Below are 26,416 nucleotides of genomic sequence, written 5' to 3' on the forward strand. Positions count from 1 at the left end.
AGCATCGGAGGATGCGAACGCGACGAACTGTGCAGGTCTACGTCGACGGTTTCGCGCTCTACAAGGGGCTGCTTCAGCGCAGGTTCCCCGAGCACAAGTGGCTGGATCTGAATTCCCTTTCCCAGAGGCTCTTCCCACATCGAGAGGTGGTCGGCGTCAAGTTCTTCACGGCGCAGCTCAAGCCGCAAACGAACGATCCAGGCGTCGGACAGCGCCAGCAGGTGTATTGGCGAGCCCTACGCACGGTAGGTGTCGACATCATCGAGGGAACGTTCCGGTTCAACCGCCAGTACCTGCCGAAGTCGCCCGAGGAGCTGGACGCGTCGGGGAAGGTGGTCACGGTGAAGGTGAAGCGCCCAGAAGAGAAGGGCAGTGACGTCGCGCTCGCCTCGCATCTGATCATTGACGCGTTCGAGATGGTCGCCGACTCATACGCCGTGATCACGAATGACTCTGACCTGGTGGCTCCCGTTCGTATGCTCAGCGAACGAGGGCACGCATTAGCGCTCGTGTCTGTAGCGAACGGAATGTACAACAAAGCGTTCGACTGCGTGGGTCTTGAGACCGTGCGCCAGATTCGGCGGGGAACGTTGTCTGCGTCACAGTTCCCGACCGAACTCATCGGTGTTGACGGGAAGACCATTCGGAAGCCATCGACCTGGCCCTAAAAAAGCAGGCCCTCCGATCTCTCGGAGGGCCGCGCCCGGTAGTCGAAACATCCGGGTGGTTATGAGTCAAGGATACCTCAGCAGCGGCGTAACTGCTCAGGTTTGTCCGCATCGCAGGGAACGCTGGTCTCGTCGGTGTGCACCTGCCCCCTCACAACCCCAACTGATCCAGCCGTTCCTCGAAGCGCACCTGCACATCCTCGGGCTCATCGCCCTCGGCCTCGGCCCAGATCGCGTCTAACTCCTTCTGCACGGAGTCGGGGAGCGCGGCGAACTTCTCGTCCCAGGCGGCGACGGGGGTCCAGTAGCCGACGACCTTGAAGCGGGTCGCGGGCAGGCCGAGTTCCCTGCGCAGGTACTTGCGCACGTCGCGCAGCGCCACGGTCTCGCCGGCCACCCACACGTACCCCTCGTCGAGCGGGAGCCGGTCGTCGACGATGCCGCGGACGAGCGGGCCGAGCGCGCTGGGGCCGTGGCCGTTGCCGCCGACCACCCAGGCGACCTCGACGTCGGGGCCGACCTCGAGCGGCACGCGGTCCGCCTCGCTCGGCACCTCGAGCACGACCCGGGTGCGCACGCCCGACGGCACCTCGGCGATGATGCGTGCCACGGCGGGAAGCCCGGTGAGGTCGGCCACGAGCACCTGCCACGTGATGTCTTCCGGCGGCGAGTAGAGACCGGTCGGGGAGTTCAGCCCGAGCACGTGCCCCGGCTCCGCGCGCGCAGCCCACGGCCCCGCGATGCCCGCCTCGTGGATCACGAAGTCGATGTCGAGCTCGCCGGCATCCGGGCGCACACCGCTGATCGTGTACGTGCGCATCGGCGCTTCGGGCGCGCCCTCCGGCGTCTCCCACCAGTCGCCCGCGGGCACGGGAAGCGAGACATCTTTCGGGTCCTCGCCGTGCGGGAAGAACACCCGCACGTACTCGTCGCCGATGCCGGTGCTGAGGAAGTCGGTGATGCCGTCACCGCCGAGCGTGACGCGGACCAGGGTCGGAGTGAGGGTGGTGGTGCTGCTGACGATGCCGCGGTGGATGCTCACGGAGTCTCCGTCTCTGTGGTGGGGGTCTGGCCGGCAGGGGTGTGGCCGGTGGGGGTGTGCGGATGGGGAGCGCTGCGGGTCTGGGCGAGCCAGGAGTCGCGGTAGAGACCCGCCGTGGCGATGAGCTCGTCGTGCGTGCCGCGCTGCGTCGGCCTGCCGTCGGCGAACACGACGATCTGCTCGGCGGTGACGGCCTGCTGCAGCCGGTGCGCGATGAGCACGGCGGTGCGGCCCTTGCGCAGCGCCGCGATCGCGTCTTCCACGGCTTCGCGGTGATGGAGACCGACGTCGGCGGTGGCCTCGTCGAGGATCACGACGTCGGGGTCGGCGAGGAATGCCCGCGCGACCGCGAGCTGCTGGATGCGTCCCTCGTCGAGCGGCACGGCGGACTCGGATGCGGTGCCGCCGTCCCGCTCGAGGACCATCGCCTCGACCGCCCACTCCGCGCCGACCGCCCGCAATGCGGCGACGATCTCGTCGTCGCTCGCCTCGGGGGCGACCAGCCGCAGGTTGTCGGCGATCGTGCCCCGGAAGTGGTGCAGCTCCTGCGACAGGTAATACGGGGCCTCCGCGCTCGACGCGAGGTGCACGCTGCCCGAGGTGGGCGGATGATGCCCGGCGATCACGCGCGCGAGCGTGCTCTTGCCCGACCCCGAGGTGCCGACCAGTGCCGCCGTGGTGCCCTGGTCGACCCGCAGGTTCACGTCGCTGATGCCGCGACCGGTGGTCGGATAGTGGAAGGTCAGGTCCCGCACCTCGATGCCCACGGATGCCCGTGGTGCCGCATCCGTCTCCTCGTCCCGTGGGGCCGACGCGGGCGCGAGGTCGATGACCCCGACGAGTCGCGCGAGCCCGATCGCCGCGCGCTGGATGTCGTCGAGCCCGAAGATCAGCTGCCCGACCGGCCCGAACAGGCGATGGAACAGCAGCGCGGCCGTCGTGACCGCGCCCACCGTGATCGCGCCGGCGGACTGCAGCAGGAACCCCGTGCCGAGGATCGCAGCCAGCCCGACGAGCTCGCCGCCGTTGATCCACCGGAACAGCCGGTTCGTCACCCGCACGCCCTCGATCTGCATATGGATCGAGGCTTCGGCGCGCTCACGGACACGCTCGAGAGCGGGTTCCTGCTCGTTGAACGCGGTGAGCGTCTCGATGCCCTCGACCGCGTCGAGCACGGCCTGACTGCGCGCGGCTTCACGCACGCGAACCTCGCGGAAGACCACGCGTGACCGCCGCAGGAACGCACGGGTGCCGAGCACATAGAACGGCGCCGAGGCGAGTCCGGCGAGGGTGAGCCACGGGTCGAGGGCGGTGAGCGCCACCACCGAGACCCCGATCGCGAAGCCCGCCGACAGCAGGGTCGGGGCGACGTTGCCGCCGGCCTCGGCCACGGCATCCACGTCTCCGGTGACGCGGGAGAGCAGGTCGGCGCTCTCGCCGTCGTCGACCTCGCCGACCGGCAACCGCATCGCCGAGGCGAACACGTCTTCGCGCAGGGTGGCGAGCATGTCCTGCACCAGGCCGGTGAGCACGCGCACGGCCCACAGCATCATCACGGCCGCGCCGATCGCGCCGAGGCCCGCTCCGGCGACCCACCCGGAGATGATCACGAAGCCGGCGTCCGACGCGACCGCATCCACGATCCGGCCCAGGCACGTGGGCATCACGATCCCGAGAGCGGATGCCGCGAGGAAGAGCGCGGCGACGGCGGCGACCCGGCCCGGATGCTGCCGCAGCAGCCCGCCGACGACGGCCCGAACACGGGCCCCGGAGGCGATGGGCAGCAGAGCGGCGGTCGGGGTCGTGTCACTCATGGGGAGCATCCGATCCGGGAGAGGGGAGGTCGATGACCCGGTCGCAGGCGTCGAGCAGCACGGGGGAGGTGGTGATCACGATCACGGTCTCCTCGTGCGCGGCGAGGGCGTGGGCGATGTGCGCCTCGGTGAGGGCATCGACGGCCGAGGTCGGCTCGTCGAGCACCAGCACGTCGGCCTCCGCGTGCAGGGCGCGGGCGATCCCGATGCGCTGGCGCTGTCCGCCCGAGAGCCGTCGACCGGCCTCGCCGACCTGCGATTCCCAGCCGCCCACCTGCGCCACGGTGTCGTGCAGTGCTGCCATCTCGATGAACGGCGGATGCGCGGGTCCGTCCGCCCCGTGGCCGCGCACGGCCTCGCGCAGAGACCCGCTCACGATCGTCTGCTCGTGTGGCGGGGCGACGACCCGACGGCGGTAGTCGACGGGGTCGAGGGTGGTCAGATCACGGAGTCCGCCGTCGACGGCGACCGACACCAGCCCGGGCTCGGCGCGCGAGCGCAGCCCGAGCAGGCGGGAGAGCGCGCGGGCCGCGTCGCTGTCGGCGGGACGGATGCCGAGCACCTCACGCTCGCGCACCTCCACGAGCGGGGATCCCGAGCCGGCGCGGAAAGCCAGCACGACATCGCCGGCCGGCTCTGTCGGGGAAGACGCGGCGGGCGGGTCGAGCAGGTCTTCGGCGTCGATCACCTCCGCGAGCCGCTTGGCCGAGGCGAGCTTGTGGATCCAGTTGCTGGGGAACGAGCCCGCGTACGCGAGATACCCGCTGATGAACTGGGCGAGTCCGAGCACGGCCACCAGTTCGCCGATGCTGATGCGGCCCTCTGCCGCGAACCACGCAGACATGCCCGCGAGGGCGGTCGTCGCGACCGCGGCCAGGGTGCCGCTCACCGCTTCGTAGGCGGCGAGGGACCGGCCAGCAGCTGTCGCGGCCCGGCGGGAGGTGTCGCTCGCCGCGATGTACCGCCGCACGGCCTCCTCGCGCGCACCGATTCCCACGAGCACCCGGAAGCCGCTCATGAAGTCGGCCGCGACCGCCCCGGCCTCGGTCGCGGCGTGCTGCTCGGCGAAGCCGCGACGCTCCAACGGGCGCGAGACCACCTGCATCACGAACATCATCGCGATGGTCGAGCCGAACACCACGAGCGTCGCGACGGGCGAGATCACGAGCATCGCGAGACCTGCCCCGATGATCGCGGCGATCGTCGAGCACTGCTGCGCGACCGACCAGGCGACTCCGGCCACGCGGTAGGTGTCGGAAGTGACGAACGTGAGTGCTTCGCCCGGAGTGACCGCGCGACGGGAGAGCCGGGGGCGCAGCATCCGCGACAGGGCGAGGTGGCGCAGCGCCTGCTCGCCGTAGCCGTAGATCGAGACCATGAGTCGGGATGCCGCCTGGTAGCTCGCGGTCAACACGAGGAACGTGCCGACCAGCACGCCGAGCCAGAGCACGAGGGCTGCGGGGTCGGCGGGCAGCACGGCGCGGTCGATCGTCGCCCCGATGAGGACCGGGATGGTCGCCTCGGCGAGGGAGTGCACGATGAGCAGCGCGGTGGCCCCGGCGAGGGCGATGCCGCGCCCATCGGACTTCAGCGCGATCCCGAACAGCCTTCGCGGAGTGGACGTCATGGCGTCCGCCGTCCGAGCGGCAGCACCAGCGGCGTTCCCGACACCGGGTCCGTGATGACCTTGCAGGGCAGGTCGTACACGGCCTGGACGAGCTCGGCGGTGATGATCTCCCGCGGGTCGCCCTGCGCCACGATGGCGCCGTCGCGCATCGCCACGAGGTGCGTCGCGTAGCGGGCGGCATGGTTGAGGTCGTGCAGCACGGCGACGAGCGTCGTGCCGTCGCGGTGCAGGTCGGCGAACAGCTCCATCAGGTCGATCTGGTGCGCGATGTCGAGGAACGTCGTCGGCTCGTCGAGCAGCAGGTGCTTCGTCTGCTGGGCGAGGGCCATCGCCACCCAGACCCGCTGCCGCTGCCCGCCCGAGAGCTCATCGACCAGGCGTCGCGACAGGTCGGTGACCCCGGTCGCGGCCATCGCCTCGGACACTGCGCGCTCGTCGGCGCTGCTCCAGGTGCGCATGGCGCTCTGGTGGGGGAACCGACCGCGGCCCACGAGGTCGGCGACGGTGATGCCGTCGGGGGCGATGGACGACTGCGGCAGCAGGCCGAGCTTGCGGGCGGCCTCCTTCGGCTTGAGCGAGCGCAGCTCATCGCCGTCGAGGAGCACCGCGCCGGTCGTCGGGCGCAGCAGGCGGGCGAACCCGCGCAGCAGGGTCGACTTTCCGCACGCGTTCGGTCCGATGATGATCGTGAAAGAGCCGTCGGGGACCTCGAGCGACAGGTCGGAGATGATGGGGGTCTCTCCGTAGCCCAGCGTGATGTCGCGGGCCAGCAGCGAAGCGGTCATGGGTGTTCCTTTCAGGTGCGGCGCACGTACTGGGCGGCCAGCAGCCAGGCGAGATAGATGCCGCCGACCGAGACCGTCACCACGCCGACCGGTACGGCGACGAGCTGGGCGACGGCATCCGACACCACGACGAGGGCGGCGCCGGTCAGCATCACGGGCACCGTGCCCATCGGGGTGTTCGAGCGGGTGAGTCGCTGCGAGATCTGCGGGGCCGCGAGGGCGATGAACGAGATGGGTCCGGCGGCGGCGGTGACGAGGGCGACCAGGGCCACACCGAAGACCATGGCCGCGAGGCGGGTGCGCCCCGGACTGATGCCGAGCGCGGTGGCTGCGTCGTCGCCCATCTCCAGCACCGGCAGCGTGCGGGCGAGCGGGAGGGAGAGCACGGTGACGATCGCGAACACGATCGTCGCGGGGATCAGCTGGTCGAAGCCGAGCGAGGCGAGCGAGCCCGCGCCCCAGGTCGCGGCCATCATCGCCTTCTCGACGCTGACCGAGATGAGGATCCACGAGGTGAGCGACCCGAGCCCTGCCGAGACGCCGATGCCGACGATGATCAGGCGGAACGACGACATGGTGTTCTTGTTGGCCAGCACGTAGACGAGCAGCGCGGTGAGCAGACCGCCGACGAGGGCTCCCGCCGCCTTGAACATGTAGGTGTTCAGCTCGAGCACGATCATCACGAGCGTCACGCCGAACTGGGCTCCGATCCCGAAGCCGATGATGTCGGGGGAGCCGAGCGGGTTGCGCGTGAGGGACTGGAAGATCCCGCCGGCGAGGGCCAGCGCTGCTCCGCACAGCACCGCGAAGAGCACGCGCGGTAGACGCCACTCGAAGACCACCTGGCGGATGTCGGGGTCGGATGCCGGATCGACGATGGCGCGCAGGACCGCAGGGAAATCGACCTCGTAGGCGCCGATGGTCATCGAGGCCAGGCCGGTTCCGACGATGACGATGATGAGCACGACGCTGACGACGACGGAGCGCACGGGGATGAGACCGGCGAGGCGCGCGGTCTCGATCCGGATCAGGCGGCGCCCGTGATCGACCGGGGCGAACTCGGTGTGCGAAGAGTCGATGGTGGGCAGGGCGACGGGCTTCTGGTCGATGCTCACAGTCCGCTCACCCGCTTCCGGCGCACGAGGATGATCAGGATCGGGGCTCCGAGCAGAGCGGTCACGATCCCGACGCGCATCTCCCCGTTGGGGAGCACGATGCGGCCGAGGATGTCGGCGAACAGCAGGAACGCCGAGCCGATGACCATCGAGTACGTCAGCACCCAGCGTTGATCGGGTCCGGTGAACCAGCGGACGACGTGCGGGATCATGAGCCCGACGAAAGCGATGGGGCCGGCGGCGGCGACGCTGGTTCCCGCCAGCAGGGTGACGGCGATGATGACGAGGATCCGCGTCACGCGCACGCGTGCGCCGAGCGCCTGCGCGAGGTCATCGCCCAGGGCGAGGGCGTTCAGCGAGCGCGCGCACAGCAGTCCGATCAGCAGACCGATCGCGATCAGTGGCGCCGCCCACGCGAGCTGGTCGAGGGTGCGTCCGCCGATCGAGCCGACACCCCAGAACCGCATGACCTGGAGGGTGCCGAGGTCGCGCAGCACGATCGCGGTGGTGAATCCGGTGAAGGCCGCGCCCAGGGCGACCCCGGCGAGGGTGAGCTTCATGGGGGTCGCGCCCGATGCCCCGAACGAGCCGAGCACGTAGACGAGCACGGTCAGGACGAAGGCGCCGGCGAGGGCGAACGGCACGTAGGCGCCGGGTGCCGTCAGGCCGAGCACGCCGACCGCGAAGGTGACGGCGAAGGAGGCACCGGCGTTGACTCCGAGGATGCCGGGGTCGGCCAGCGGGTTGCGGGTGAAGGCCTGGATGAGTCCGCCGCACACGGCGAGGGCGGCACCGACGACGATGCCGAGCAGCGTGCGCGGCACCCGCAGTTCCATGACCATCAGGTGCAGCGGGTTCTCGTCGTCGTAGGAGAAGAGGGACTGCAGCACGGTGAGGGGAGCGATCGCGCGGCTGCCGATCGCGAGCGAGGCGACGACGGCGACCACCAGCACCACGGTGGAGACGATGAGCCCCAGCAGCAGCGTCCCGTTGCGGTGCGGGGAGTCGTCGCTGCGACTCCCCGCACCTGTGTTCGAGACGTCCGTGTCGTCTTGCGTCGCCAGGGACATCTCGCGGGTCACTTCCCGTCGATGGTCGGCTCGCCCTGCAGTGCGGCTGCGAGGTCGTCGACGTACTTCGGGAGGATGTACTTCAGCGACAGCACGGTCGGTGCGCTGATCGCGGAGGCCTCGGCGTCGTTCGCGTAGATCACGTACGACCCGGCGGCGATCGGCTCCCAGCGGGAGACGACCTTGTTCTCGACCGTGTACTTCCCCTCATCCGCGCTGCCGCCCCAGGCCGCGAACAGGTCGGCCTGCACGTCGTAGAGGTTCTCGAGGCTGACTCCGGTGTACCAGTTGTCGCCCTCGGCGCTCGCGAGGAAGCTGTCCATCGCCGAGGTGGAGGTGAAGCCCAGCGCCTCGGTGATGCGCACTCGCGGGTCGTACTCGAGGTAGACGCCGAGGTCGGTGCCGCCCTCGTTCAGGGTCAGGCCCCAGACGAAGGTCTTGTCCTGGAACTCGGGGTGCTCTCCGGAGAGGGTGGTGATCTGCTCCTCGGTCTCGGCGATCAGCTCCTCGGCCTTCGTCTCCTCCGACAGGGCCTTGCCGACCGTGCGGGTCATGCCCTCCCAGGTGCCCGGGTTCCACGGACCCTCGATGTACGGCACCGTCGGAGCGATCTCGCTCAGGCGCTCGTACTCGATGTCGGTGACGCCCGAGTAGAGGCTCAGGATCAGGTCGGGCTTGAGCTCCTTGATGGCCTCGTAGTTCGGGCCGTCCTCGACGAAGGGGATGATCTCAGGGGTCTCGCCGTATTCCTCGGTGACGTAGTCCTCGAACCAGGGCTGGTAGCCGCTCTCGTCGGCGCCCCAGACCTCTTCGATGCCGACCGGGTTGGTGCCGAGGGCCGCGACGATGTCGGGCGTCATCCAGCCGAGGGCGACCACGCGCTGGGGCTTCTCGGGGATCACGGTCTTCCCGTGGCCGTGCTCGATGACCACCCCGTCGACGGCGGCCGACGTGGGTGTGGATCCGGCGGCTTCACCGGATGCCGTGCACCCTGCCAGGGTGAGCGCGGCGGCGATGGCCGCGGCGACGAGGGCCGAGCCTCGGCGGATCTTCGGGCGCGCAGAAGCGTGCGACATGGTTCTCCTTCGGGAAGGGGGGAGGGGTGTGCCGCGTCGACGCGGCGAGAAGTTAGGTAAGCATGCCCTAACAGAACGATGTTAGAACGCGGATGGCTCGCTCAGTGTCGCGGGAGCGACGACTTGTGTCGCGGAACCGACAATGGCGGTCGGAACAACCGTGGGCGGTCAGCGCCAGTACAGCTGATGGGCGGTGTCGGCCTGCACGCGCGCGACGTGCTGGCGGGGGGTGATTCCGAACCGCTCCTTGAAGGCGGCGGAGAATGCGCTCGTGGTCGCGTAGCCGCAGCGGTGCGCGGCGGCGCCGATGGGTGTGCCGTCCACGATCAGGCGCGCGCCCAGCGTCATCCGGACTCCCGTGCGCCACCGGCCGAAGCTCATGCCGACGTCGTTCTGGAAGATGCGCAGGACCGTGCGCTCGTGGAGTCCGTGCGCGAGGAACAGCTCGACGGAACCTCGCGGATCGCCGGGGTCGGCGAGTACCGCCTGCACCAGCGGGGCGACCCGTTTGTCGGTGGGCATCGGCACCTCGCCCCACTCGCTCGCGGCCTCGGGCAGCGGCTGCTGCAGCATCTCGATCAGCACCGACTGGATGCGCACGCGCAAGTCGGTGGGCATGTCGTTGATGCCGAGGTGGAGCAGCATCTCCTGCACCGCCCGCGGCACCAGAACTCGGGTGATCTGGTCGACCGGAGCGAGCAGGGCCGTATCCGGGATGTAGGTGTAGCAGCCGATCGAGTCGGGCTCGTGATGGGCGGTGTGCGGGGTGTTCGCGGGGATCCACACGCCCTGCCCCGGGGCCAGGCGCCACCGCGCGTCCTGCAGGTGCACCCAGACCGTGCCGCGGTAGCACCAGGCGAGCATCGGGTCGGCGTGGCTGTGCGGAGGGGAGAGCGGGCGGGCGCCGGTGTCCTCCCCGGTGACGACGCCCGTGCCCATCAAGTACGGCTCGGCCACCGTCGACGGGAACGAGGGGCTCGCCGCCCAGTCGTCCTGCCGGAATGAGTTCATCGTGCTCCGCGTGAGGGCCGCGTGCGCTGCCGTGGAGTGGATGCTGCGCGGCTCGTCGTACCCCGCAATGCTAGCCGGGCTGCAGCGGGAGGCTGCGTGAGGCCCGATGATGGAGACATGCCTTCCGCCCATCGCCCCGGTCTGCGGGTCTCGTCGGGTCTCACGATCCCCGAGGCCGAGCTGTCGTGGCGCTTCTCGCGGTCGTCGGGTCCGGGAGGGCAGGGCGTGAACACCGCCGACTCGCGTGCGGAACTCGTCTGGGACGCGGCGAACTCCACTGCGCTCACGCCGTATCAGCGCGAGCGGCTCCTCGATCGGCTCAGCGGCCGTCTGGTCGACGGGGTGCTGACGATCGCGGCATCCGAGCATCGCGCGCAGTTGCGCAACCGCGACGCCGCGCGCGACCGGCTGGTCGCGCTGGTAGCCGAGGCGCTGCGCCCGCCGGCGCCCCCGCGTCGTGCGACGAAGCCCAGTCGCGGGTCGAAGGAGCGTCGGCTCAAGGCCAAGCAGCGACGGACGGACGTCAAGAGTCTGCGCCGCCGGCCTCGCGAGGATTGAGTCCGCGCGGCAGCCAGCTCCCGATGCCGTCGAGCAGCGCGTATGTGCTGGCCGGCGAGCTCGGGCGTGCGGCCGGAGATCATGCCGCGGCCTTCGCCCGCTACGAGGAGATCATGCGCCCCTACGTCGCGACTGCCCACACGCTGGCACCCGGTGGTGTGGACGGCTTCCTTCCGCGCGGTCGATTCATGCTCCGGATGCGGGTGTTCACCGCTCGGCTCATGCACCACTGGCCGATGCGACAGATCGTCGCGCGGATGCTCGACAAGTCCGAGGCGATCGAGCTCGCGGACTACGCCTCGACCTCGGTCACTGTCGCCTGATCGCGGTCTCGTCGCCGTCGATCGGCTCCGCGCGCAGTGGGCCGAGGCGGTCGACCTCCGGAAGGGGCGGCCCTGATCTCGGAGCCCGCGCCGCCGTATCGGCCCCGCCGACGCGGTTGCTGCGTTCGGTGAGCGCGACGAGGGCCAGGTGGCGATCGGCGGTCCAGCACACGAGCCGTCCGCGCTGGTCCTTGGTGCGGGACAGGATGTCTGCGTCGGCCAGCAGCGTGAGGGCTCGATGGGCGGCCGTGGTCGAGACGCCGTGGCGCTCGGCGACCGAATCGAGCGTCAGGACCGGCTCGGCCGCAAGGTGCTCCAGGATGCGGAGGGCCACGGAGTCGCGTCTCGGCACGGCAGGCGCGAGGCCTTGCGCGCGGCGGTAGGCGATGAAGTCGGCGTTGATCTGCGCGTCCAATGAGGCGATGTCATCGGCGAGGTGCACGGCGTTCGTGGCAGCGATCTCGGTCGCCCTCGCGAAGCCGAGCACCCATTCGTCGAGGCGCGGAGGCTCCGCTCGGAAGGCCGAGAGCCCGGCGATGTATGAATCCGTATCGCCGGCGAAGACGGTACTGATCGGGATCAGTGCATGGCGCACGGCATCCGCACGTCGCAGTACCGTGTGGATGAGCGCCCGCCCGGTGCGCCCGTTGCCGTCGATGAAAGGGTGGATCGTCTCGAACTGGGCATGGGCGATGGCGGCACGGACCACGGCATTTCCTGAGGTCTCGGTGAGGAATCCGGCAAGGTCGGACACCAGTCGTTCCACCTCGGACTCGGGCGGGGGGATGAACTCGGCGCGCAGGGGGCTCCACCCGGCTCCCCCGACCCAGTTCTGCTCCGTCCGGAGCCCGCGCTCGAGGGAAGGCTCGATCACGTGTTGCAGATCCTCGATGTCGGAGACGCTGATGACGTGACGGTGATCTGCGAGCGTGTCGATCGCGTCTTCGGTTGCGCGGACGTTGGCGATCACGTCGAGCGCGACGCGGGGACCGTGATGGAGGAGCTCGGCCACCGCGAGGCGCTTGGGTGTGATGCGGTTGCCTTCGATCCATGATGACGAGATGCTCTCCGACCGGATGAGCAGGTGGTTCAGATAGGAGGATCGGGAGCCGATGCGCTCGTCGGCACGCGCGAGTACGGTGAGGGCGTCTTCCGCAGCGGCCTGGGCGTCGGGGCCGATCGGAGGGAGTGCAGACCCGAGTTCATCGGGGATGTAGGCGCGGTAGCGTCCGGCCGCGCGGTCGCGTCGGCTCAGCTGACCGTACCCGGTCGGGTTCCACAAGCGTTCGACGAAACGTGCCATGGTCGCCTCCTAACGTGGGCGACCGTGTCGCTTGATTAACTTTAGCGCATCTAAAGTTAATCAAGTCCGGAGTTCGGCGATCTTCGCCTCGATCGGCGCCCAGCCGCTGTCGAGCAGCCGGAATCCTGCGTCCAGGGTGCCGAGGGGGTCGTCGCTGTCGTTGACGAGCAGCTGCATCTGCAGCACGAACCGGGCGTAGACACGGATCTCGGCGATCGGGTCGGCGAGACCGAGTTCTTCGGCGATGGCGTCGGCGAGCGCGTCTTCGTGCCGGAGCCACATCTTCGCCGCGTAATCGCGCAGTGCCGGCGTCTCGTTGAGGAAGCGCAGGAACACACGGGTGACGTCGTTGCCGTGCTCGTCGACGTTCGCGCGGAGCTCGGCCGTATAGAAGTCGTGGATCGCACGGTTGATCGTGGTGCCCGTCGGCCGGTCTCGGACGGTGGAGACGAGGCGGTCGCGCTGCTCGTCGTCCTCGTCGAAGACGAGGGCTTCCTTCTGCGGGAAGTGCGCGAAGACGGTGGTGGGGGAGACGTCGGCGGCGTCGGCGACCTCGCGGATGCTCACGTTGTCGAAGCCGCGCTCGAGGAACATCATCGTCGCGACGTCGGAGATCGCCTTGCGGGTCGCGGCCTTCTTCCGTTCGCGGCGCCCGAGGGGCTCTGGGGTCGTCATGTCCTCACCTTATCGTGAACCGACCACAAAACTGGCTTGACACCAAAACTGGTATCGCTACACTTTCGGTATGACTTCACCTAACACCCTCACGCGTCGGGAACAGAACCGCGCGTGGATCATGCTCATCGTGCTGACGATGCTGACTGTCATCGGGATGACGGTCGTCCTCCCCGTCCTGCCTTTCGTGGTGCTCCAGTACGTCTCGCACGAGAGTGACCTCGCCATCTGGGTGGGCGTGCTCGAGGCGGTCAACGGGCTCTGCGCCTTCCTGGCCGCACCGTTCCTCGGCCGCCTCTCCGACCGGTTCGGCCGTCGACCCGTCATCATCGTCGCCGCCTTCGGGGCCGCGTTCTCGATGGCGCTGTTCGGCATCGGCGGCGCGATCTGGGTCCTCGTCCTCGCCCGCGTCATCCAGGGATTGACGGCGGGCGACCTGCCGGCCCTCTTCGCCTACCTCGCCGACATCACCCCGCCCGAGCAGCGTGCCAAGCGCTTCGGCCTGCTCGGTGCGCTGTCCGGCATCGGGACCATGATCGGCCCGGGGATCGGCGGTCTGCTCGCCGCCGTGAGCCTCCAACTCCCGGTCTTCCTCACTGCCGCGGTCGCCCTCACGATCGCGATCCTCAGTATCTTCCTGCTCCCCGAGAGCCTGAAGCCCGGCAACCGCATCGCCACGATCAAGCTCCGTGATGTGCAGCCCTTCGCGGTGTTCAAGGAGGCGTTCGGACGCAAGGAGCTGCGCGGGCTCATGATCGGCTTCGGCCTGCTCGCCCTGCCGTTCGGCTTCTTCGTGAACAACTTCAGCGTGCTGGCGCTCGACTCGATCCAGTGGGGGCCGACGCAGATCGGACTCCTGACCGCGGCGGTCGGCATCATCGACATCCTCATCCAGGGTGTGCTACTCGGCATCCTGCTCCCGCGCATCGGGGAGCGCGGTGTGATCGTGAGCGGCATCATCGCGCAGATGATCGGCCTCGCGGCCCTCGCCATCGTGGCCTCCATCTTCGCTCAGCCGTGGGTGTTCATCGTCGGCGCGCTCATGCTCGCCGCCGGCCAGGGTGCCTCGCAGGCCGCGATGGACGGCGCCATGTCGAACGCCGTCGGCGACGACGAGCAGGGCTGGCTCGGCGGAGCGACGCAGTCGCTGAACGCGGCCATGGGCACGGCGGCCCCGCTCGTCGCGGGCGCGCTCTACGCCCTGGGCAGCCCCGCCGCGCCGTACTGGCTGGGCGTCGCGATCATGATCGTCGCGGTGATCGTCGTCAGCCGCGCACACATCGCGAACACTGCCAAGCGCCCGGTCGGCGCGGATGCGGATGCGGATGCCCCGAGGGAGTCCGTCGTGCAGCGTGATCCGTCGGCTGGTGTATTGACAGATTGATACACCACGGGCAGACTCTGTATCACCTGAGTGATACACGGAGGCAGAATCATGGCGGGGATCGCGCTTGTCGGATACATCGTTTGCGTCGCGGCGGTGGTCGCCGTCGTGTGGTTGGTCGTCCGTGGCCGTCCACGGCGAATCGAGCCGCTGGCGGCATCCGTCCAGTCGCTTCTCGACGCGGCCAGGCGGCGGGCGGTGATCGCCGTCGTCTTCTCCGGCGCCGTGATCGTCGCCCTCTTTCTGGCCGGGTCCTTCCTGCAGTCGTTGGTGGGACTTCCGATCGCTCTCGCCCCTGCCCTGGGCGGCTCTGCGGGCTTGCTTCTCTACTCCGCCACCCCGCCTCGTGCGGTCGTGGTCGCCTCCGGCGCCGCACGCGAGGCGTCCCTGACACCGCGGACGCCGTTGTCGTTCGTGCCCCCGCTGGGAGCGGGCCTGCTCGCGGCGGCCGTGATCCTCCAGGTCGCGTTCCTCATCTTCACGGGGGTGACGTCGAGTCCGGACGGATCGGGCCGCTACCGGACCATCGCCTTCCAGACCGCGGACTCCGCCAGCGCCAGCAGCCCCTACCCCGGTTGGTTCTATGGTGTTCCTCTTCTCGTGGCGACGGTGGTCCTCGTGGCAGCCACGTTCCTCGCGCTCTGGCGCGTCAGCTCCACGCCCGCACTGCCCCAGCGTGAGCGCGCCGACGTGGATGCCGGCTGGCGGCGGGCGACCAATCGGATCATCCTCGCCGTCGGCGGCGCGATGCTCCTGCTCCAGTTCGGCGGTACGGCCCTCCAATCGGGGTCGGCGATGCACAACACGTATTTCGAAGGCGTCCCCGCGATCTGGGACGTGCTCGGTCAGACGCTTGCGGGAGCGGGACTCGTCCTGATGATCGGCAGCATCGTCGTCCTCACGCTCGCCACGCTCTGGGCCTTCACGCTCCCGGACGCGGCGCTCGCCGCCGGAGCGTCGGCCGGTCCGCGGAACGCCGAGTCCGCGCCTGCGGGACTGCCTCGATGATCACCTTCGATCCGCAGAGCAGCGTCGTCCCCTTCGAGCAGATCCGCGGGCAGATCACCGACCTGATCCGCTCCGGGGACCTCGCCGACGGCCAGAGACTGCCCTCCATACGCCAACTCGCCGCCGATCTGCGCGTCGCGGCCGGGACGGCGGCGAAGGCCTACGCGACCCTCGAATCCGAAGGTCTCATCGAAACCAGCAGAACTCGAGGAACCCGAGTCGCGCCGGGGAAAGCACATCCTCCAGAGGTTCAGCGTGCGGCGAAGCGCTACGTGAGCACCATCGGCGATCTCGACCTCGACCAGGCCCTCAGTGCCGTCCGGACCGCCTGGCTCGCACTGCACCCCCAGACGCCCGCGGCGCACTGAGCCGATCCGGGGCCTTCGGGCGTCGCGTGGTTTCGTCAGCGGACATCCGCCGCGTGCGCGACCGGGCGCGGGAGTTCCCGCAGCCGCACGATCGATGCGAGCAGCTCTTCGGGGGAGGTGCCGAGACTCCCGAGCGCCTCGGCGGCCGCCGCACTGAACCCGCGGGTGTCGATCGGCAGGCGAGCGACGTTCGTGACGAGCCCCTTCTCGTTCGTGACCCAGTTGCCGGCCGAGGCGTGCCAGGCGTGCGCGGTGAGCATGGTCGTCGTGGTCCCGCACAGCGACACGTAGGCGACGTCACCGGACTTCGCACCCTTCACGGCGGCGTTCAGCAGGAAGTCGACCTGCCAGAGGTTCGTGAGGAACGCGTCCCGCAGTGCCTCCGGGTAGGGGGTGACGCTGCGGGCGAGGCCGATCAGGATCCCCTCCGGGTCGCGCAGCGGCACACTCGTCGCGACCTCGCCGGCGTAGGCGACGTCGAGGAAGCCGAGCGGATGCCCCGGCTGGGCGTGGAACGCGAACTCGCCCCTCGCGGCGCGAGCGCACTGCTCCGCCACCCGGTCCACGTCGCGGAGGATGAGATCGACCGGCACGCCGTCGACGATCAGCCAGGCGCCGCCGTCGACCCATGGACCCCAGCCGCCCCGTTCGGCGATCTCGACGGGCGCACCCGTCCAGCTGCTCGCCACACGCCCCAGGCCCGCGCGGTCGACGTCCGCGTCGACATAGAGACCCAGGTCGATGTCGGAGTCCGGGCGATGCGTGCCCCGGGCTCGGCTGCCTCCGAGTGTGACGGCGCGCACACCGGGCACGCCGGTGAGTTCGTCGGCCATGGAGCGGAGGCGGTCTTCATCGAGCACGACACCGATCGTACTCACGTCGTGCCCGCCGGGTGCGGGGCGGGTGATATCCGGAAATCCGCATCGCGTTGTGTTATCCGGAAAACGTAATAGTCAGTCCCTTCCACCGCCGCGGACGAGCTCGAGTCCGGCCCCGGCGAACTGCCGCAGGGTGGCATCCGGCAGGAACGCCCGCGTGAGCGCGCCGCCGATGCGGGTGAGATCGCTCTCGTCGCGGAACAGGAGGTACATGGTCTCGTAGCGCGGGTGGAACTTCTGCTTGAAACGGTGCAGTGAGCCGAAGCCGTAGACCGGCTCCAGGGCATCCGCGAGTCGCTCGCTCAGCGCGGCGATCACACCGGCATCCGGCGGATAGTCGTGGGCGAGGGGAGCGCCGGAGAGCGACATGATCTCGGCCCCCTCCTCGGAGAACTGCTTCGCTGAGGATCCGATGAGATATTCCATCACCGGGCCGAACCCGCCGTCGCGGCGGCGCATCAGATCGAGCGTCCACCCGCGCACCGCACCGTCGCCGCCGTACACGGGCAGCCACGAGAGGAACCCGTCGATGTCGCCGTTGGGGGCGACGGCCAGCGCGAGGCGCACCTCCGGGTCCTCCGCCTCATCGAGCGTGCCGAGGGTGAAGCGCATCTCCGGCAGATCCTTGTCGCCGACCCAGGCTTCGGAGATCGCCCGCAGCTGCTGCTGCACACCCCAGGACTCGGCCTTCAGGTGCGTCATCCGGAAGGTCATGTCGTCGCGGCCGGCTCTGTTGAGTGAGGTGCGCACGGAGTTCCACCGCTTACCCGTGAACTCCAGCCCCGGCAGGTCGACGATCGTGTCGTCGGCCACGACGATGCTGCGCCAGGTCGAGGGCACGGCGGCCCGGGTGGCCTCATCGGCGCTGAAGAAGCACGGCACGAGACCTGCCTGCTCAGCGGTGCGGATGAACTCCGTCACGGCCTCGGCGCGAGAATCCGCCGGGCCGATCGGGTCGGCGAGCGCCAGAGCCACGCCGTTGCGCCGCTGGTACGCGACGATGCCGCCGGTCACCCGGGCGTAGCTGTTGCCGTCCCAGGTCGTCATCCACGACAGGGTGCCTCCGCCGTGCGTGCGCAGCTCCTTCTTCATGTCGTCCGCCGTGGGGGAGGGCTGGATGCCGAGCTTCGTCTTGCGCCTGGCCCCGAACGCCCGGCGCACCCAGATGAGGTAGACGAGCATGACCAACCAGAGGAAACCGTTCGCCAGGGAGAGCTCGGTCTCGCCGTCCCAGCGGAAGTCGACCTGGGCCTGGCTGAAGACGGTGATGAGGGTGAGCACGAGCGCCGCGACCAGGACGTTGAAGAGGCCGAGCAGCAGTGCGAGCACCCAGGTCCAGCGGCGGCCGCGGCGCAGACCGTTCACGAGCACCAGGATCACGACGACGTCGATCGCGAGGTCGATGAAGCCACCCGATGCGGGTTCGGTCGGGCCGAACGGGCCGTCGGTGGGGAGGAGGGTCGTGATGATCTCGACCGCGCCGAGCACGAGGATGGCGATCACCGCGATCAGCCTCTGCTCGCGGACGGTCGTGTGCCGCACGCGCAGCGAGCGGTCGACCACGAGGATCAGCAGCACGGCGAGCAGGTGCTCGAGGTCGGCGATCTTGCCCCAGAACAGCATCGCGATGAACACGAAGCCGAGCAGGATCAGCCAGCCGCGCACCCGCCACGGTGGGCGGAACAGTCCGACGGCCGCGGCGATGCAGGCCATGGTTCCGCCTGATGCTCCGACGTCGAGCGCCTGCGCCTGGGTCGTGGCCCACTCCCAGGGGAACTGCGAGAGCAGGAGGAGCAGCAGCGCGGTGGCGAAGATCGCGAACAGCTGACCGATCCAGTAGTACGCGAGTGCGACCCGCGATCCGCGCCGGAACTCCAGGTACGCCATGCCCCAGAAGCCGGCGATCGTGAACACGTAGACCCACGGCTGGTTCACGAAGAACGTGCCGGTCAGCGGGGTCCACCACTTGCCGTCGACGAGGTTCGGCAGACCGTAGGCCACGGTCGGGAACAGCTTCGTGTCCTCGAACGGTGCCCAGAGCCCGTTCCAGGCGACCCCGACGATGAGGATGAGCAGCGCCATGATCAGCGTCGCCGGGATGCGGCGGACGACGGCGATGGCCGGGCGGGGCGTGGGGGAGCGCTCCTCAGTCATGCGCTCAGCGTAGCGAGGGGGCTCCGTGCTGTGGCTACTCGCCGCGCAGCACCCGGCGGAGCTCCGCGATCTCGTCGTTCGTCATGCCGCCGCTGCGCAGATAGCCCGAGACGTCGCCGTGGTTCGCGTCGATCCACTCCAGGGCCGCCTCGATTGCCGAGGCGGGAGACTCGGTTGCCAGCGTCTTGAGGGCGGGCGTGAGGGGGACGCCGAGAGAGGTGATGAGCGCGGTGAGAGCCTCGGCGAAACCGAGAGCCAGGTTCTTCTCCGTCTGCGTGTAGTCCTCGACGATCGCTTCGCGCGGCACCCCGGCGACCGACAGCAGGATGGCCGCCGCGAGTCCGGTGCGATCCTTGCCCGCGGTGCAGTGGAACAGCACGCCGGGGCTGTCGGTGCGCGACGCGGCGAGCACGGTGCGCGCGACGGTCGCGAACTGCGCGGCGCTCGCCTCCAGGATGGCCACGTACAGTCCCTCCAGCGTCGGCACCTGCTTGAGCACGTCGGCGACCTGCGTGACCGACAGGCTCGCGCCGCCCGCCGCGGGAAGCAGCTGCTTCACCATCTCGTCCATGGCGCCGCCCTGCATCGGCAGGGGCAGCAGGGTGACGCTGCCGTCTTCGGGAAGCCGGTCCGCCGCGCGGGAGCGCTCGCCGTCGGTGCGCAGGTCGATCACGGTCCCGATGCGGAGGTCGACGAGCTCCTGCAGCCCCTCGTCGGTGAGCCCTGCGAGGGCGTCGGAGCGGAAGAGGAGACCGGAGGCGAGCGTTCCGCCGCCGGTGAGCGGGAGCCCGGTGAGCTCTCGAGCGTTGTGCGTCCCCTGCAGAATCGACGTCAGTTCCATGGTCGTCCGGGCCCTCTCCTGATTTTGGTCTCAGCGTATCGGGAGTGCACATCCGGCGTTCTCACCGTTTCGGGGTGGGCGTGGACGTTTCGTCCTGTGCTGCACATATACAGGTATGGACCGAATCGAGGAGAACGAGATGCGCGGCATCGGGGATGACGATCTGGACCGCGCGCTGCAGGTCGCGGGCGAGCTGATCGCGCCGCGAACGCCGGAGCTGGAATGGGAGCTGGCGAGGCTCTCGGTCGCGACGAGAACGCGTGGTCGGCGAACTCGCTCCCATCGGGTCGGAGCGATCGCGGCCGCCGGTGGTGTCGCCCTCTTGTTGGCGGGCGGCGCAGCGGCCGCGGCCACAGGCCTCTGGCGGCCGTGGGCGGAGACGCCGGACGGGACGTTCACCTATGTGCTGCCCAGCGGGATCGAATGCGAGGAGCGGGTGGGCGAGATCACGGCCGAGAATCCCGAGGTGCGCGCGGCGATCCAGAGCATCTTCCGGGACACCGACGTCGTCGCGGCGGCCGATCCCGCGCAGTGGGAGCGTCGGCTGGAAGCGCAGCCCGACGTCACCGAGACCGCCCGCTCGTGGATCGAATCGGGCCGCTCCGCCCTCCCCACAGTCGACGACGTCATCGCGCAGATGGCCATGTCGCGCGCGGTGAACGACGTCGTCATCACCGAACTCGAGGAGCGCGGGTTCGACCCCGAGCGGCCGGACAACATGATCGCCTCGAGCGGGCAGGCGATCTGCACGGAGGAGGGCCGGCGAACCCGGTGTCGGGAGGGGGCGCCCGAGCCCGTGCCCTCGATTGCATCTCGGCATGCTCGCCGGATCTGCTGGCGTATTTCGAACGGAGAACGGCGAGCGCTGACGCCGCCGATCTCCTGTCCGAGACGATGCTCACGGCATGGCGGCGGATCGACGACCTGCCGAAGGACGACATCGAGGCGCGGATGTGGCTGTTCGGGGTCGCGAGGCGGATCCTCGCGAACGCCGAACGGGCATCCGTGCGGCGGTGGAAGCTCGCGGAGCGACTGCGGGGCCACCTGGCCACCCACCCGCACACGCACGACGATGCCCAGGCGATCGATGTGCGTGATGCGGTCCGCCGGCTCCCGGACGATCTGAGGGATCTGATCGGGCTCGTGCATTGGGAAGGCTTCACGCTCGAGGAGGCGGCGCGCATCATCGGCATCCCCGCGTCCACGGCGAGGGGGAGGTATCGGAATGCGCGGCGCCTGCTCGCTGACATGCTGCTGTCACCCCAGGCTGCCGGCTCAAGCGCCTCGGCCTCCGAGGGCGCCTGAGCCGGCGTGCCGTGTCAGCCGTTGACGGCCTTCTCGATCGCCTGCTCGAGGTCGTCCCACTCCTGCAGCTCGACCTTCCGGCCGTCGACGAAGAACGACGGGGTGCTGCTCACCTCGAGCTTCTCGCCGTCGCTCTTGTCGGCCTGCACGCGTTCCGCGGTGGCGGGGTCGGCGATCGCGGCGTCGTAGGCAGTCATGTCGAGGCCCAGGTCCTCGGCGAAGCCACGGAACACCTCTGGTGTCTCCTGGGGCTGCTCGCCCCACTGCGCCTGGGTCTCGAACAGCCGGTGGTACATGTCCTCGAATCGGTCCTGCTGCGCCGCCGCCTCGGCGGCGAGGGCGGCCTGGGTGGAGTTGATGTGCCCCGGCAGCGGGAAGTAGCGGACGACGTAGGTGATCTCGCCGTCGAACTTCTCGCGCAGCTCTTCGACGATCGGGTAGAACGCCCCGCACGCCTCACACTCGAAGTCGAGGAATTCGACCACGGTGACGGCGCCCTCGCCGCCGTCGTCGAGCACGTGCGAGTCGGTGCGCACGGTCTGCCGCTCCTCGCCTTCGGGTGGCGCGGTGGTCGCCTTCTGGTTGAGGGCGAACACGATGCCGACGATCAGCAGCACGATGGCGACGGCGATGGCGATCAGGGTCGCTTTGACAGAGTTCTTCATGGGGTCTCCAGACACAGGGGTACGACGGGGAAGGATGCCGCGCGAGGCGGCTCGCTGCACGCGTCGGGGGTCAGGTGCGGGAGATCGAGAGCTGTGTCAGGGAGAGGGCGGGGACGATGAGGCGCGGGCCGGCACGGCTCGGCGACGTCAGGCGGGGAGCGCGGGTGCGGAGGGGCCGGGAGCCCCGACCGCGAAGCCGGAGGAACAGCAGCACCAGTGCGACGCCGCACAGCACGGCGAGCACGCAGACGCCGATGTCGGAGGAGAGCACGTCGATGGCCGTCGCGCTGTCGGGGCCACCACCGGCGGACACGGTGTCAGTCGGAGACGAGACGCCGGACGCGAGGCAGAGGGTGGCGTGCACATCGGCCGGGCCGTGGGAGCTGGACCAGGCGCCGATCACCAGCAGGAGCGCGAGGCCGACGGCGGTGATCGCGCGGGCGATCAGCGTCCGATCAGCCCGCGCTCGCAGCATCCGATCCGGCGGTGAGGGCAGCATTTCCCGCGCAGTCTAGCAACGGTGCCTCTGTCTCTCCGGGGCCGGGCCACCGCTGACACGCCTACACTGGAGGGGTGGCGAGACTACTGATCGTCGGCGGCTTCCTCGCCGCCGTGTTCTGGGTGTACAGCATCGTCGATTGCGCAGTGCAGCCGGCGACGCGGCACCGGGGTGTGTCCAAGGCCGCCTGGATCGCGATCGTGGTGCTCCTCCCCGTGATCGGTGGAATCCTCTGGTTCGTGATCGGCCGGCGCCGTGCGAACGATTCCGGTACCCGCCCCGTCATCGCGCCGGACGACGATCCTGCGTTCCTGCGCAGCATCAGCAAGACCGAGCAGGATGCCCGCATCCGCCGCCTCGAAGAGGAACTCGCCCGTCTGGACGAGGAGACCGACGAGCCTCCCGCCTCGGACCCGCGCCCGTGACGTCGTCGCCGGCGATGGAGGCCGCGGCTTCCCTGATCGCCGACCTCGTCGCGAACGGTGTGCGCGACGTCGTGCTGTCGCCGGGCTCGCGCTCGCAGGCGCTCGCGCTCGCCGCCGTGCGCTTCGCCGATGACGGGCACGTGCGCGTGCACGTGCGCATCGATGAACGCGTCGCCGGGTTCACCGCGCTCGGGATCGCCCGGGAGACGGGTGTGCCCGTGGCCGTGATCTGCACCTCGGGCACGGCCGTCGCCAACCTGCTTCCTGCGGTGCTGGAGGCTTTCCACGCCGGTGTCCCGCTGCTGCTGCTGACCGCCGACCGTCCGCCCGAACTCCGCGGCGTCGGAGCGAATCAGGCGACGCGCCAAGAAGGTCTCTTCCACCCCTGGGTGCGTGACCAGATCGATGCCCCGGTTCCGGGGGACGGTGAATGGGCCGGGCTCGCCGAGCGTGCTGTGGCGGGCGCGATGGGCGCGCGCGAGGTCGATGGCGCGCTGCCCGGCGTTGCGGGCCCCGTGCACCTGAACCTCCCCGCCAGGGAACCGCTCTCGGGCGACCTCACCGCGACCACGGCAGCCCCGGGCGAAGCACCCCGTCCGCTCGCGGAGGAGCCGTTCGCACTCGAGCGCGGTCCGCGGACGGTCGTGATCGCGGGCGCCGATGCGGGAGCGGATGCCGAAGAGGTCGCCCACGCAGGAGGCTGGCCCCTGATCGCCGAGATCGTGAGCGGTGCGCGCTTCGGGCGACAGGTCGTGCACGGCTACCGTCGGCTGCTGTCGCGCGACGAGCTCGGCGGCCGGATCGAACGGGTCGTCGTGCTCGGCCACCCGACGCTCAGCCGTGAGGTGGCAGCACTCCTCGCCCGTACGGATGTCGACGTGATCACGGTGCGCCGAGGCGGGGAGGATCTGAACCTCAACCACCGCACCCGTGCCGTCGGCGCCGTGTCCGTCGCGCCCGGTCCCGCCGATCGCGCCTGGCTCGGCGACTGGCTCCAGGCCTCGGCCGCCGAGGTCGTCGACCTGAGCGAGAACGCCCCCGACCCCGACGGGCTGGCCTCCACGGACTTCGCCGCCCGCAGGGACGCCGTCAAGGCCGAGCTCGACGCCGTCCGCCGCCCGCTCGACCGTGCACTCCTGGTCGACGCCGTGTGGCGTGCCACCTGGCCGCACGACCGGCTGGTGTTCGGCTCTTCGCGGCTGGTGCGCGTCGCCGATCAGGTGCTCGGCGGCAAGAAGGTGCCCGTGCACGCCAACCGCGGACTCGCCGGGATCGACGGCACCATCGCGACGGCGACCGGCATCGCACTCGCCAGTCAGGCAGCCGGAGCCCCCGGTGTGACGAGGGTGCTGCTGGGTGATCTCGCCTTCCTGCACGACGTCGGTGCACTGCTGCTGCCTCCGGACGAGACCGAGCCCCGGCTCCAGGTCATCGTCGGCAACGACGGCGGCGGCACCATCTTCGACTCCCTGGAGGTCGCAGGGTCCGCGTCGCCGGCCGACCTCGATCGCGCTTTCTACACCCCGCACACCGTGCGCCTGGAGCACCTCGCGTCGGCCTACGGCTGGGAGTACCAGAGGGTCACGACCCGCACGGCGCTCGACCAGGCGCTGACCACTCCGCGCGGCGGCCGTCAGATCATCGAGGTGCCGCTGCCGCGTTGACTGGCAGGATGTGCGTATGGACGCGCACCGCTGGACGCAGACGCTACGAGTGGGCGAGGGATTCCGCCTCGCCGATCTCGACCCCGATACCAAGCCCGGATACGTCGGCGGCAAGTCGCACGGCGCCCGTGACCTCGCGGCGGGGCTCGAGAAGCTGAACGATCTGCAGGAGAGGTTGTTCGCCGAGAGTCGGGTCGGGGTGGCGAAGGATGCCGTACTGCTGGTGCTGCAGGCGATGGACTCGGCCGGCAAGGGCGGGATCGTGCGGCACGTGGTCGGCGGGGTCGATCCCCAGGGCGTCGCGCTCGCCGCGTTCAAGGCGCCGACACCCGAGGAGCGCAGCCACGACTTCCTGTGGCGTATCGAGAAGCGTCTGCCGGAGCCGGGCTTCATCGGGGTGTTCGACCGCTCCCACTACGAAGACGTCCTGATCGGCAAGGTGCGCGAGCTGGCGGACGCCGCGGAGATCGAGCGCCGGTACGACGCGATCAACGAGTTCGAGGCGCGCGTCGCGGCATCCGGCACCCGCATCGTCAAGGTCATGCTGCACATCTCGCCGGAGGAGCAGAAGGAGCGGCTCATGGAGCGGCTCGAGCGCCCGGACAAGTACTGGAAGTACAACCCCGGCGATGTGGACGAGCGGATGCTGTGGCCGCAGTACATGCAGGCGTACCAGACCGTGTTCGACCGCACCTCCACCGAGGCGGCCCCGTGGCACGTGATCCCGGCGAATGCCAAGTGGTACGCCCGCCTCGCGGTGCAGGAGCTGCTGCTCGCAGCCCTGGAGGACATCGACCCGCAGTGGCCGGTCGCCGACTTCGACGTCGAGGCCGAGAAGAAGCGCCTCGCCGCGAGCTGAGCGCGCTCAGGCCAGCGCGTCGACCAGCGGCCGGAACTTCACCCGCGTCTCGAGCAGTTCGCTCTCGGGGTCCGAGCCCGCGACGATCCCTGCGCCGGCGTATGCCGTCACCGCGATCTCCCCGGATCCTGCCGTGAACTGTGCGCAGCGCAGGGCGATAGCCCATTCGCCGTTGCCCGCGGCGTCCACCCAGCCGACCGGGCCGGCGTAACGGCCGCGGTCGAAGGGCTCGAGCTCGCGGATGGCGGCGATGGCCGCGGGCGTCGGGGTGCCGGCGACGGCGGCGGTCGGATGCAGCACCTGCACCAGGTCGAGCGCCGATTCGCCGTCGGCGAGCTCGCCCTCGACGTCTGTCGCGAGATGGAAGAGGTTCGGCAGCTTCAGAAGGAAGGGCTGCTCGCTCGCGGCCAACGCCCGGGTGTGCGTCCGGAGCGAGGCGAGCACGCTCTGCACGGCGTACTGGTGCTCGTCGAGATCCTTCGTGCTCGAGGCGAGGTGGGAGGATGCCGCGGTGTCGGCGTCCGCATCCGCTCCCCGGCCGATGGTACCGGCGAGCACACGAGCGGTCACGGTGCCGTCGTGCACCGTGACGAGGGTCTCCGGGCTCGCGCCGATCAGCCCGTCCACGGCGAAGGCCCAGGTGTCGGGGTAGCCGGTCGACAGGGCACGCACGAGACGGCGCAGGTCCGACCCGGCCGGGACGCTGCCGGTGAGGTCGCGCGCGAGCACGACCTTGCTCAGCTCGCCGTCGGCGATGCGTGTGAGCGCGCGGCGCACCGAGTTCTGGTAGCCCTGCGGGCTCTGGGCGCCCGGTCCGACGGTGCCGGCCCAGTGCGGACCGTACGGCTGGGTCGCGAACGGCTCCTCGGAGACGGGCGATGCGGCGAGGCGGATGCGGGTCTCCCAGAAGCGATCGCCGTGGCGCCCGAGCACCTGACTCGGCACGACGAGCACGCTGTCGGCCGCCGACTCCTCGTCGAAGGCGAACGCGCCGAAAGCCACCAGCCCGCTGCCGGGCAGGTCCACGGGGTCGGAGCTCTCGGCCTGTGCCACCATGCCTCGCCAGGCGTTCGCGAGCGCCGCAGTGCGCGACAGTCCGGCCGCCGACGGCTGACGGACCTCGGCCAGCGGTTCGCCGACCGCGACGATGCCGTCTCCGCGCCGCAGCCAGGCGAGCGGGCGGGCGGGATCCGCGTAGGCGAGGAGGTCTTCGACCGGGTCGATCTCTCGGGTCTCCACGACCAGGTGGGTGGTGTGCACGCATCCAGCCTATGCCGCTCTCACGGCACGGATCTGCGC

At 69.9% G+C, this 26,416-nt stretch carries 26 protein-coding genes; 10 read left to right on the forward strand and 16 right to left on the reverse strand.

The annotated features are described in order from the left end of the window. Positions 1 to 11 precede the first annotated feature (11 nt). Positions 12 to 668: an NYN domain-containing protein gene (locus tag ACCO44_RS07050; RefSeq protein WP_262001366.1), complete on the forward strand. Its 657-nt coding sequence runs from the start codon at positions 12 to 14 to the stop codon at positions 666 to 668. 151 nt (positions 669 to 819) lie between these two features. Here the strand turns inward: ACCO44_RS07050 and ACCO44_RS07055 are convergent, their stop codons facing one another. From ACCO44_RS07055 to ACCO44_RS07090, 8 genes are all read right to left on the reverse strand, one after another. Next, positions 820 to 1,710, reverse strand: a complete 891-nt coding sequence (locus ACCO44_RS07055; protein WP_372469081.1) for a siderophore-interacting protein — start codon at positions 1,708 to 1,710, stop codon at positions 820 to 822. Then, entirely contained in the window at positions 1,707 to 3,524 is a 1,818-nt protein-coding gene (locus ACCO44_RS07060) for an ABC transporter ATP-binding protein (RefSeq protein ID WP_372469082.1), read from the reverse strand. The genes ACCO44_RS07055 and ACCO44_RS07060 overlap by 4 nt, the downstream gene beginning before the upstream one ends. Then, positions 3,517 to 5,151 (reverse strand): ABC transporter transmembrane domain-containing protein, encoded by a 1,635-nt coding sequence (locus ACCO44_RS07065; RefSeq protein ID WP_372469083.1) that lies wholly within the window; start codon positions 5,149 to 5,151, stop codon positions 3,517 to 3,519. The genes ACCO44_RS07060 and ACCO44_RS07065 overlap by 8 nt, the downstream gene beginning before the upstream one ends. Continuing rightward, positions 5,148 to 5,936, reverse strand: a complete 789-nt coding sequence (locus ACCO44_RS07070) for an ABC transporter ATP-binding protein (protein WP_105710471.1) — start codon at positions 5,934 to 5,936, stop codon at positions 5,148 to 5,150. Before ACCO44_RS07070 ends, ACCO44_RS07065 begins: the two co-directional genes overlap by 4 nt. An 11-nt stretch (positions 5,937 to 5,947) precedes the next feature. Continuing rightward, a complete protein-coding gene (locus ACCO44_RS07075; RefSeq protein WP_372469084.1) occupies positions 5,948 to 7,051 on the reverse strand; it encodes a FecCD family ABC transporter permease in 1,104 nt (367 codons plus the stop codon). Then, complete coding sequence (locus tag ACCO44_RS07080) at positions 7,048 to 8,133, reverse strand: FecCD family ABC transporter permease (RefSeq protein ID WP_372469085.1); 1,086 nt, start codon at positions 8,131 to 8,133, stop codon at positions 7,048 to 7,050. Before ACCO44_RS07080 ends, ACCO44_RS07075 begins: the two co-directional genes overlap by 4 nt. Next, positions 8,130 to 9,197 carry an ABC transporter substrate-binding protein gene (locus ACCO44_RS07085; protein ID WP_372469086.1) on the reverse strand — a complete coding sequence of 356 codons (1,068 nt, stop codon included), beginning with the start codon at positions 9,195 to 9,197 and terminating at the stop codon, positions 8,130 to 8,132. Before ACCO44_RS07085 ends, ACCO44_RS07080 begins: the two co-directional genes overlap by 4 nt. A 168-nt stretch (positions 9,198 to 9,365) precedes the next feature. Beyond that, on the reverse strand, positions 9,366 to 10,208 hold the full coding sequence (locus tag ACCO44_RS07090) for a helix-turn-helix domain-containing protein (protein ID WP_372469087.1): 843 nt from the start codon (positions 10,206 to 10,208) through the stop codon (positions 9,366 to 9,368). A 117-nt stretch (positions 10,209 to 10,325) separates the two neighbouring features. Between ACCO44_RS07090 and arfB the strand changes: the two genes are divergently transcribed. Further along, complete coding sequence (arfB, locus tag ACCO44_RS07095; RefSeq protein WP_372469088.1) at positions 10,326 to 10,766, forward strand: alternative ribosome rescue aminoacyl-tRNA hydrolase ArfB; 441 nt, start codon at positions 10,326 to 10,328, stop codon at positions 10,764 to 10,766. Positions 10,767 to 10,789: 23 nt separating this feature from the next. After that, positions 10,790 to 11,089, forward strand: coding sequence for a hypothetical protein (locus tag ACCO44_RS07100; protein ID WP_372469089.1), 300 nt, complete (start codon positions 10,790 to 10,792; stop codon positions 11,087 to 11,089). Here ACCO44_RS07100 and ACCO44_RS07105 read toward each other — a convergent pair. Further along, entirely contained in the window at positions 11,076 to 12,392 is a 1,317-nt protein-coding gene (locus ACCO44_RS07105) for a Fic family protein (RefSeq protein ID WP_372469090.1), read from the reverse strand. The two genes, ACCO44_RS07100 and ACCO44_RS07105, sit on opposite strands and share 14 nt — an antisense overlap. 60 nt (positions 12,393 to 12,452) lie before the next feature. Continuing rightward, a complete protein-coding gene (locus ACCO44_RS07110) occupies positions 12,453 to 13,067 on the reverse strand; it encodes a TetR/AcrR family transcriptional regulator (RefSeq protein ID WP_105710463.1) in 615 nt (204 codons plus the stop codon). A gap of 70 nt (positions 13,068 to 13,137) precedes the next feature. On the opposite strand from ACCO44_RS07110, the gene tet(42) reads away from it, so the two are divergent. Genes tet(42) through ACCO44_RS07125 form a run of 3 tightly spaced genes read left to right on the forward strand, consistent with a single transcriptional unit; the run spans position 13,138 to position 15,827 of the window. Beyond that, positions 13,138 to 14,451, forward strand: a complete 1,314-nt coding sequence (gene tet(42), locus ACCO44_RS07115) for a tetracycline efflux MFS transporter Tet(42) (RefSeq protein ID WP_372469091.1) — start codon at positions 13,138 to 13,140, stop codon at positions 14,449 to 14,451. 51 nt (positions 14,452 to 14,502) lie between these two features. Further along, the gene (locus tag ACCO44_RS07120; protein WP_372469092.1) at positions 14,503 to 15,459 is read left to right on the forward strand and encodes a hypothetical protein; all 957 of its coding nucleotides are present in this window, start codon (positions 14,503 to 14,505) and stop codon (positions 15,457 to 15,459) included. Next, complete coding sequence (locus ACCO44_RS07125) at positions 15,456 to 15,827, forward strand: GntR family transcriptional regulator (RefSeq protein ID WP_372469093.1); 372 nt, start codon at positions 15,456 to 15,458, stop codon at positions 15,825 to 15,827. Before ACCO44_RS07120 ends, ACCO44_RS07125 begins: the two co-directional genes overlap by 4 nt. A gap of 35 nt (positions 15,828 to 15,862) precedes the next feature. On the opposite strand, the gene ACCO44_RS07130 is transcribed toward ACCO44_RS07125, so the two are convergent. From ACCO44_RS07130 to ACCO44_RS07140, 3 genes are all read right to left on the reverse strand, one after another. Continuing rightward, a complete protein-coding gene (locus ACCO44_RS07130) occupies positions 15,863 to 16,687 on the reverse strand; it encodes a nucleotidyltransferase domain-containing protein (protein ID WP_372469094.1) in 825 nt (274 codons plus the stop codon). Positions 16,688 to 16,780: 93 nt separating this feature from the next. After that, a complete protein-coding gene (locus ACCO44_RS07135) occupies positions 16,781 to 18,859 on the reverse strand; it encodes a bifunctional lysylphosphatidylglycerol flippase/synthetase MprF (RefSeq protein ID WP_372469095.1) in 2,079 nt (692 codons plus the stop codon). Positions 18,860 to 18,893: 34 nt separating this feature from the next. Continuing rightward, entirely contained in the window at positions 18,894 to 19,700 is an 807-nt protein-coding gene (locus tag ACCO44_RS07140) for a tyrosine-protein phosphatase (RefSeq protein WP_372469096.1), read from the reverse strand. A gap of 423 nt (positions 19,701 to 20,123) precedes the next feature. On the opposite strand from ACCO44_RS07140, the gene ACCO44_RS07145 reads away from it, so the two are divergent. After that, the gene (locus tag ACCO44_RS07145; protein WP_372469452.1) at positions 20,124 to 21,005 is read left to right on the forward strand and encodes an RNA polymerase sigma factor; all 882 of its coding nucleotides are present in this window, start codon (positions 20,124 to 20,126) and stop codon (positions 21,003 to 21,005) included. Positions 21,006 to 21,019: 14 nt separating this feature from the next. Here the strand turns inward: ACCO44_RS07145 and ACCO44_RS07150 are convergent, their stop codons facing one another. Together ACCO44_RS07150 and ACCO44_RS07155 are read right to left on the reverse strand one after the other, a co-directional pair. Then, a complete protein-coding gene (locus ACCO44_RS07150) occupies positions 21,020 to 21,670 on the reverse strand; it encodes a DsbA family protein (protein WP_372469097.1) in 651 nt (216 codons plus the stop codon). A gap of 70 nt (positions 21,671 to 21,740) precedes the next feature. Further along, a complete protein-coding gene (locus tag ACCO44_RS07155) occupies positions 21,741 to 22,169 on the reverse strand; it encodes a hypothetical protein (protein ID WP_372469098.1) in 429 nt (142 codons plus the stop codon). A 74-nt stretch (positions 22,170 to 22,243) separates the two neighbouring features. Between ACCO44_RS07155 and ACCO44_RS07160 the strand changes: the two genes are divergently transcribed. From ACCO44_RS07160 to ACCO44_RS07170, 3 genes are read left to right on the forward strand one after another with little or no spacing between them, the layout of a single operon-like run. Next, positions 22,244 to 22,594 (forward strand): PLD nuclease N-terminal domain-containing protein, encoded by a 351-nt coding sequence (locus ACCO44_RS07160; protein WP_029260899.1) that lies wholly within the window; start codon positions 22,244 to 22,246, stop codon positions 22,592 to 22,594. Positions 22,595 to 22,608: 14 nt separating this feature from the next. Further along, positions 22,609 to 24,258 carry a 2-succinyl-5-enolpyruvyl-6-hydroxy-3-cyclohexene-1-carboxylic-acid synthase gene (gene menD / locus ACCO44_RS07165; RefSeq protein WP_372469453.1) on the forward strand — a complete coding sequence of 550 codons (1,650 nt, stop codon included), beginning with the start codon at positions 22,609 to 22,611 and terminating at the stop codon, positions 24,256 to 24,258. Positions 24,259 to 24,274: 16 nt separating this feature from the next. Further along, positions 24,275 to 25,117 carry a polyphosphate kinase 2 family protein gene (locus ACCO44_RS07170; protein ID WP_372469099.1) on the forward strand — a complete coding sequence of 281 codons (843 nt, stop codon included), beginning with the start codon at positions 24,275 to 24,277 and terminating at the stop codon, positions 25,115 to 25,117. A gap of 6 nt (positions 25,118 to 25,123) precedes the next feature. Here the strand turns inward: ACCO44_RS07170 and ACCO44_RS07175 are convergent, their stop codons facing one another. Beyond that, entirely contained in the window at positions 25,124 to 26,377 is a 1,254-nt protein-coding gene (locus tag ACCO44_RS07175) for an isochorismate synthase MenF (protein ID WP_372469100.1), read from the reverse strand. Positions 26,378 to 26,416: the final 39 nt, after the last annotated feature.

This window comes from Microbacterium maritypicum (assembly GCF_041529975.1).
Taxonomy (GTDB): Bacteria; Actinomycetota; Actinomycetes; order Actinomycetales; family Microbacteriaceae; genus Microbacterium.

Excerpts from the sequence above, each read along its gene's own strand:
- ACCO44_RS07050 (WP_262001366.1), top strand. The coding sequence starts at position 12 with ATGCGAACGCGACGAACTGTGCAGGTCTACGTCGACGGTTTCGCGCTC.
- ACCO44_RS07060 (WP_372469082.1), bottom strand. The coding sequence starts at position 3,524 with ATGAGTGACACGACCCCGACCGCCGCTCTGCTGCCCATCGCCTCCGGG.
- ACCO44_RS07065 (WP_372469083.1), bottom strand. The coding sequence starts at position 5,151 with ATGACGTCCACTCCGCGAAGGCTGTTCGGGATCGCGCTGAAGTCCGAT.
- ACCO44_RS07070 (WP_105710471.1), bottom strand. The coding sequence starts at position 5,936 with ATGACCGCTTCGCTGCTGGCCCGCGACATCACGCTGGGCTACGGAGAG.
- ACCO44_RS07085 (WP_372469086.1), bottom strand. The coding sequence starts at position 9,197 with ATGTCGCACGCTTCTGCGCGCCCGAAGATCCGCCGAGGCTCGGCCCTC.
- ACCO44_RS07090 (WP_372469087.1), bottom strand. The coding sequence starts at position 10,208 with ATGAACTCATTCCGGCAGGACGACTGGGCGGCGAGCCCCTCGTTCCCG.
- arfB (WP_372469088.1), top strand. The coding sequence starts at position 10,326 with ATGCCTTCCGCCCATCGCCCCGGTCTGCGGGTCTCGTCGGGTCTCACG.
- ACCO44_RS07100 (WP_372469089.1), top strand. The coding sequence starts at position 10,790 with ATGCCGTCGAGCAGCGCGTATGTGCTGGCCGGCGAGCTCGGGCGTGCG.
- ACCO44_RS07105 (WP_372469090.1), bottom strand. The coding sequence starts at position 12,392 with ATGGCACGTTTCGTCGAACGCTTGTGGAACCCGACCGGGTACGGTCAG.
- ACCO44_RS07110 (WP_105710463.1), bottom strand. The coding sequence starts at position 13,067 with ATGACGACCCCAGAGCCCCTCGGGCGCCGCGAACGGAAGAAGGCCGCG.
- ACCO44_RS07120 (WP_372469092.1), top strand. The coding sequence starts at position 14,503 with ATGGCGGGGATCGCGCTTGTCGGATACATCGTTTGCGTCGCGGCGGTG.
- ACCO44_RS07125 (WP_372469093.1), top strand. The coding sequence starts at position 15,456 with ATGATCACCTTCGATCCGCAGAGCAGCGTCGTCCCCTTCGAGCAGATC.
- ACCO44_RS07135 (WP_372469095.1), bottom strand. The coding sequence starts at position 18,859 with ATGACTGAGGAGCGCTCCCCCACGCCCCGCCCGGCCATCGCCGTCGTC.
- ACCO44_RS07140 (WP_372469096.1), bottom strand. The coding sequence starts at position 19,700 with ATGGAACTGACGTCGATTCTGCAGGGGACGCACAACGCTCGAGAGCTC.
- ACCO44_RS07145 (WP_372469452.1), top strand. The coding sequence starts at position 20,124 with ATGCGAGGAGCGGGTGGGCGAGATCACGGCCGAGAATCCCGAGGTGCG.
- ACCO44_RS07150 (WP_372469097.1), bottom strand. The coding sequence starts at position 21,670 with ATGAAGAACTCTGTCAAAGCGACCCTGATCGCCATCGCCGTCGCCATC.
- ACCO44_RS07155 (WP_372469098.1), bottom strand. The coding sequence starts at position 22,169 with ATGCTGCCCTCACCGCCGGATCGGATGCTGCGAGCGCGGGCTGATCGG.
- menD (WP_372469453.1), top strand. The coding sequence starts at position 22,609 with ATGGAGGCCGCGGCTTCCCTGATCGCCGACCTCGTCGCGAACGGTGTG.
- ACCO44_RS07170 (WP_372469099.1), top strand. The coding sequence starts at position 24,275 with ATGGACGCGCACCGCTGGACGCAGACGCTACGAGTGGGCGAGGGATTC.